The organism is Latilactobacillus fuchuensis (genome assembly GCF_900258455.1).
GTDB lineage: Bacteria > Bacillota > Bacilli > Lactobacillales > Lactobacillaceae > Latilactobacillus > Latilactobacillus fuchuensis.
In genome coordinates, this window is sequence record NZ_LT984417.1 from 392,355 (window position 1) to 399,293 (window position 6,939).

Here is a 6,939-nt window from a genome sequence, read left to right on the forward strand (position 1 = left end):
GTCATGATTCCCTATTCGTAGCTAAACGGAAGAAGTTAGCTCAGAAACACGTTTCAGAATCAGAGCGCGAGTCCTTACGATAAATTCTGAGCATTAGCCTAGTTTTGTGAATGAAGTCCAGATTTTGGACTTCGTTTACGAAACGTAGCTAAGCACAGAAATCTGTGAGGACGAGCGCGTTTAGAGCGCGTTGGTTGCGGTCAGCAACTGAGCATTAATTATAAATAACCGGTAATCTCGGTTTTAAGATTATCGGTTATTTTAGATTAAGCGGAAGTTGTTGCAACCAAAAGCGCGTTTCGGAATTCATCAAAAAAGGTCCGTTCATTCCTCAATATGGGGATTGAACGGACCTTTTGTGATTTGATTTAATGTTAGCTAGCAATGATTTGGACGTCAGCGGTGAGTACACCGGCTGACGGAATATCGCTACTGGCCATTGCAACGTCTAATTGTTGTGAATTCGAAGCGGCGAACGAGCCGGTATCATTAACGGTGCGATACCAAACTTCACCGGTCGACAATGTAATTTTAATTTTAGAACCGCGGGGAATTACGCCTAAGTGAGCGGCAACACCAGAATACATCCCACCGGGCATATCGGTTGCGCCTAAGACGGCGGGATCATAAAAGGTTAACTTAAAAGTCCCTTTATCGATTAAAGTGGGTTGCGGTGCTGGCTGTGGTGCAGTCGGTTGAACGACCGGCACTGGTGCTGGTTCAGTTACTTCTGCTGAACTAAAGTCGGGTTGGATCGGACAATCGGCCTTTTTAGGGGTAACGGTTTTCACCGGTTGTGGGGTTTCTTGAGGCCCGCAAGCTTCTTTAATCGCTTGGGTCGAGATGAATTTTTGGACGGGTTGAATCGGTTGTGCTGAAGCCTGACTGGGTTGGAATAAGGTGAATGGACTGAAAAGAATGATAGCAATCAATGCGATAGCCGCAGTCGTTAGGCCGGCAAGTAATAAAACTCGATTTTTAATAATAAGTGGACACTCCTAGACAATATTTGGAACTAGATGAGTATAGCAAGCTAGCATGTCAATTAAATAGCAGTTTCTTTACAGAAATGGGGTATTCTGTCATGTTAGTCATCAAACTGTAAAATAAATTATGTTAATTAAAGCCGATAACCATTACCACTAGGACTGCCACTATCGTATTTAGAACGCTATCATTCATTTTTAGGAAAAACAACTAAAAAAGCCGTCAACTTCGGTTGAATGAAGTTGACGACTTTGAGAATTAGATGAGAAAATAACCAAATGTCCCTAGAATGATTAAGAATAAGAAGTTCATCCCCGTAAAGACGAGTAAGAATTTACCAATATCCTTGCCCCAGCCTTTCTTGAATCGCTTGAAAGCAATTAGGTTGGCGAGTGAAGCGAACATCGTACCGACACCACCAATGTTGATGGCTAAGAACATGGCGTGGGCGTGGTTGGTGAAGCTTGATAACAGAATTTCGGTTGGCACGTTGGCAATTAATTGACAACTGATTAAACCGGTTAGATACGTTTGTTTAGCAGTGCCGACAATCGAACGCATGAACGTTGCAATTTGTGGGATGTGACTTAAGTTCCCAACGGCGATGAAGAAACAGAAGAAAGTCAGTAATAAACCATAATCAACTGTTTTGAACAGCTTGGGATCAAAGACCATGATTGCAATAATCACCAGAATAGGTGTGATCCATAGGGGAATTAGTGAAAAGACAGCTAGGAAAACGACTACCGTTAATGGAATGAAATACCACAGTGGACCTTTTTCGACTTCGACTGGGTGCAGGCCGTGTAATTTAATCGGTTCTTTCGGAAATAGGAACGTCGTCGCTGTTAATAAGATGATACTGACGATTAAAACGGGGATTGAATATTCAAAGAAATGGCGAATCGTTAATTTATAGAATGAGACTAAGAAAATATTATGTGGACTACCAAACGGCGTTAATGAAGAGCCGAGGTTGGCCGAAATTGTAATCAGAGTGACGGGTAAGATTGGTGAGAATTCTAACTGACGTGCGATTAAGATAAATAATGGCACGAAGGTTAAAACGGTCATGTCATTGGTTAAAAACATCGCGCCAACAAAAGTCAGGGCTAACAGCATCTGCATCAGTGCCCGTTTTGAATGGCTTTTGATAATCAGCTCACGAGCGAAGAAATCAAGCACGTGTAACCGTTGATAAACTTGAACTAAGGTCATAATACAAAAAACACTGACTATCACGTGGAAGTTGACGTAACTAAGATGCGGCCGGTTGAAAAATGAAGTAACGATTGCAGAAATCGTGGCAGCCAATAGAATCTTATCGTCTAAGAAAAAGTCTCGAACGTTCAAAGCAATTTTTTTCATGTAATTTAAGTTATCCTTTTATCTATAAGATTAAAAAAGCACTAAATTAATTTTAGACTGTTTAGCCGGATAAAAACAGAAAAATTTACAATATATACATAACATTTACAATCGTGAAAGCGAACTGCTAGTAAAGGCCGTTGACAATTTGTGCTGATAAATTGTCCCTTGAACGCGTGATTGTAAAGATTTAAGGCGTGTTAAATGCACTTTAGACCGATTCTTAGTATAATTAAGATGAATTAAGAATCGATGAAATGTAGGTGATTGCGATGAAAGACGTTTCCAGAAAAACAGTTATTTTAGGTATTGGTGCGGCGCTATTGTCGATCATTTGTTTGATGCTAATTTTAAATACGGTGTTACACATGACCTTTTGGTTGGCGTTGTTCTTGAGCACGATTGCCGGATTATATCTGGGCTACAACGCTTTTTATAGTACGTATTTAGCCGAAATGATTAAAATCGAAGTTGCTAACCAAGGCTTAACAAGTCGTGACTTAGCCGATTTAATGCACGGTAATGCGAAGGAATACCCAATCATTCGTGGAGAGTTGCGTTTAATTATTCCACGGTATAAACGAGCACAGTTACTCGCCAAACTCCAATCGCGGATTCGCTAAGCTTTTTGCACCGTTATCGGAAGTGTGTTAGGATGATTTTAACGAATTGAAAGGTGTCGATTACAATGACGATTGAACGTCCACTGATTATGAAACTTCGCTCTGTACATTTGAAGATGACGCATCGTGCAGAGCCTAATCGAAATATTGAAAGTCATCTATAGAAGAATTGTGCTTAATAAACGCTCAAGCTAGTGTTTATTTCGTGACGGTCTTCTATAGATAATCTTATTCAGTGTTGTAATCGAAACAGGGACAGCTAGATGCTGGCCCTGTTTTTTTATTTGTGAAAGAAAGTAGGAATGAAAATGAGTATTTTAAAAGTTGAAAACTTGAGTCAACAATTTTTGGACAAGCAACTTTATGATGACGCTGGGTTTCAAGTTAATAAAGGGGAACATATGGGCATTACCGGTCAAAACGGGGTCGGTAAGAGTACCTTAATCAACATCTTGACCGGCGCGATTTTACCGGATGAGGGTCGGGTGACGTGGCAAAAGCACCTTAAGATTGGTTATTTAGATCAATACGCTAAATTAGCGCCAGGACTAACGATTTTTGAATTTCTGAAGACGGCCTTTGATGAGCTATATGTTAAGGAAGCCCAGATGAGTCAGTATTACGCTGATTATGCGGCCAACTATGATGACGAACTCCTAACAAAAGCCGGTGTGATCCAAGAATTATTGGAAGCCAAGAACTTCTATGAAATTGAGACGCACGTGATGCAGGTCGCAACTGGCTTAGGGATTGATGCGCTAGGGATGGATCACGATGTTGCGGCGCTTAGTGGTGGTCAGCGTTCGAAGATTATTTTAGCGAAACTACTATTAGAAGAACCCGATATGTTATTGCTCGATGAACCGACTAATTATTTAGATACCAACCATATTGATTGGTTGAGTGATTATCTGAATAGTTTTGAGGGGGCGTTTATCGTCATTTCCCATGATTATGATTTCTTGGAACGGGTCACGACTTGTATTGCCGACATTGAATTTGGCAAAATTACGAAATACACGGGGACGCTCCAACAAGCTTTCCGGCAAAAAGCCGACAACAAGGCCAGTTATATGAAGGCTTATGAAAATCAACAAAAGAAGATTGAAAAGACCAAAGCGTATATTCGGAAATACAAAGCGGGTTCACGTTCAACCATTGCCAAGAGTCGTGAGAAGCAATTGGCGCATTTGGAAATCCTGACGCCACCCAGCAATCGGGTCAAGGCGAATTTTAGATTTCCCTATCACGCGACGGCTAGCCAGATTTTATTAACGACCAATGATTTAGAGATTGGGTATGAACAAGCACTATTGCCAGCGTTGAATTTTTCAATTGGTCGCGATCAAAAAGTCGTACTTAAAGGGTTTAATGGGATTGGTAAATCAACGTTATTGAAGACGGTTCTCAATCAAATTCCAGCGATTGCGGGTGATTTTGAAATCGCCAGTACCGTTAAGTTTGGTTATTTTAAACAGGATTTGAAATGGCCCAATAATTTAGCGACCCCTTTACAATATTTACAAGCAGAATATCCGGAACAAAAACAAAAGGAACTACGGCAAGTTTTATCACGAACGGGTTTAACGGCTGAAGAAGCGATGAAACCGTTGAAACAGCTGAGCGGTGGCGAACAATCGAAGGTTAAAATCGCCGAATTATTATTAACGTCGAGCAACTTCCTTCTATTAGATGAACCAACGAATCATTTGGATGACGATACCAAGCAAGCGTTGCGCAAAGCGATTCAAGAATTTGAGGGTGGCGTCTTACTAGTGACCCACGAAGAGGATTTTTATCAAGGAGATTGGATTGATAAGGTTCTCGATATTGAATCCTTGATTAAAGCTTGATGATTAATTTTTAATATATACTGAATCGATGTTTGACAAGTGTTAAGATATTGATAATTAACCAAATGGTGGGGAAATAATGGATAAAATTGATGTAACAAAATTAACGCAGATGTCGAACTTCGAAATAGCAGCATTGTTCTATAAGTACGCCTTAACGAATAGTCGGGGCTTGCGGGCGATTAATGTCGGCCGGGGCAACCCAAACTGGATTAATACGCAAGCGCGATTAGCACTTAATCGAATTGTTGAATTTGGGATGCAAGAATCATTGCAGACGATTAGCTTAGATGACGGTAACTTAGCGGGCTATACTGAAAAGACTGGTATTGCGGAACGCTTTGAACAATTTTTGGATGCCGGGGATTCGGTGGATGGCTTCTTAAAACAGGCTTTACGCTATACGCAAGACACAATGCAACTCAACCAAGACGAACTCGTTTTTGAATGGGTCGACGGTGTGATTGGGAATCATTATCCAGAACCTTCACGGAGTTTGGTGAATGTTGAAAAGATTTTGAATCGCTATTTAGAAGTTAATCTCTATCGTGGTCGCCATTTAGCGGACCAAACGCAAGTTTTCCCAACTGAAGGCGGGACGGCTGCCATGGTTTATCTATTTAATGAACTCAAAGTCAGCCATATTTTAGAAGCTGGCGATACGATTGCGATTAATACGCCCATTTTTACCCCGTATCTCCAGATTCCTGAGCTCAATGAATTTAAGTTGCAAGAATTTGATGTGAGTTCTGATGAATCTGATGACTGGCAATTAGTTGATCAGAAGTTTGAAGAATTGAAGGATCCGAATGTGAAGGCGTTCTTCGTCGTTAATCCAACGAATCCAACTTCACGGGCGTTTAGTGATCACGCCTTAGAAAAGTTGAAGGAAGTCGTGGCTGCTAATCCTAAACTAGTAATTATCACGGATGACGTCTACGGGACTTTCGTCGATAATTTTAAAACTATCTATTCAGTTGTACCGCATAATACGTTGCTCGTTTATTCGTTCTCAAAATTATACGGCGCAACAGGGCAACGCATCGGGTTAATTGCGATGCATGAAGATAATCTTTTTGATGAATTGATTGCGCAGATGACCGCTGAAGATCCGGTTATTAAAGAAGCTTTCCGCAAACGCTATTCATACGTAACCAATAAACCACATGAAATGAGTTTTATTGATCGAACCGTGGCGGATAGTCGGAATATTGGGTTGTACCACGCTGCTGGGTTGTCAACACCACAACAAATTGCGATGACGTTGTTTAGTTTGACGAACTTAGTTTACGAAGGACAAGCTGATCCATACGTGCAAGCTTCTAAGAAAATTGTTAGTGGTCGCTATAAGGCATTCTGGGAATCGTTAGGATTGGTGACGCAGACTTCTGATGAAAATGCAGAATATTATACGGTTTTCAGCATCTATAAGTTAGCGGAAGAGAAGTACACTAAAAAATTCCGGGCATACTTAGAACAGAATTGTCATCATCTAGAATTTGAATGGCGATTAGCAGCTGACTATGGCGTGGTCGTGATGGACGGTGCTGGGATGGGCACTGATGTGGGCTACTTACGAATCTCGCTAGCCAACCGGCCGATTAAAGATTATGAAACAGTCGGTGGCCGGATTTCTGATTTGCTAGCAAGCTACTATACTGAGTATCTCCAAACGAAAGCTTAATCAGATCATTATAGTGACGCCTAGTCCCGACAATCGGACTAGGCGTTTTTTAGTATTTTGGAAGAATAGTCATCTTTTATTAAAAAAAGCTTGACCTGGCGCTTTCAGGTTGGTAAGATATAAAAGTTGTCTCGCGAGGCGCTGTTGAAATCCAACGGCACCGAAGATGAAATAAATGTTTTTCAAAAAAACACTTGTTATTAAATCGAAAGCGTGATAAGATATTATATGTTGCTTAAGGCGTTATAAGTTTTAGCTTCTAAACAACAAAAACAATTTTAAAAAGTGTTTGACAGCCAATTGATTATGTGATATAATTAAAAAGCGGTAAACGCAAACGTAGATCTTTGAAAACTGAACAAAGTTTCGACAAATCAAATGTGTAGGGTCGCCCTTCGGGGCACAACATATTTGCGAAGTCAAT

The 6,939-nt window shown here is 40.6% G+C and carries 4 protein-coding genes and 1 pseudogene; 3 read left to right on the forward strand and 2 right to left on the reverse strand.

Translation table 11 applies throughout. The features are described 5' to 3' along the window. Positions 1-374: 374 nt before the first annotated feature. Positions 375-659: pseudogene (locus LFUMFP_RS09945) on the reverse strand (hydrolase); the annotation flags it as partial. Between the two features lie 586 nt (positions 660-1,245). Beyond that, entirely contained in the window at positions 1,246-2,355 is a 1,110-nt protein-coding gene (locus LFUMFP_RS01775; protein WP_025083998.1) for an SLC13 family permease, read from the reverse strand. Positions 2,356-2,627: 272 nt separating this feature from the next. On the opposite strand from LFUMFP_RS01775, the gene LFUMFP_RS01780 reads away from it, so the two are divergent. The 3 genes from LFUMFP_RS01780 (at position 2,628) to LFUMFP_RS01790 (ending at position 6,515) form a co-directional block, all read left to right on the forward strand. Beyond that, on the forward strand, positions 2,628-2,978 hold the full coding sequence (locus LFUMFP_RS01780; protein WP_025083999.1) for a hypothetical protein: 351 nt from the start codon (positions 2,628-2,630) through the stop codon (positions 2,976-2,978). Positions 2,979-3,286: 308 nt separating this feature from the next. After that, a complete protein-coding gene (locus LFUMFP_RS01785; RefSeq protein WP_025084000.1) occupies positions 3,287-4,831 on the forward strand; it encodes an ABC-F family ATP-binding cassette domain-containing protein in 1,545 nt (514 codons plus the stop codon). 79 nt (positions 4,832-4,910) lie between these two features. Further along, positions 4,911-6,515, forward strand: a complete 1,605-nt coding sequence (locus tag LFUMFP_RS01790; protein ID WP_056950806.1) for a bifunctional aspartate transaminase/aspartate 4-decarboxylase — start codon at positions 4,911-4,913, stop codon at positions 6,513-6,515. The last annotated feature ends 424 nt before the right edge of the window (positions 6,516-6,939 follow it).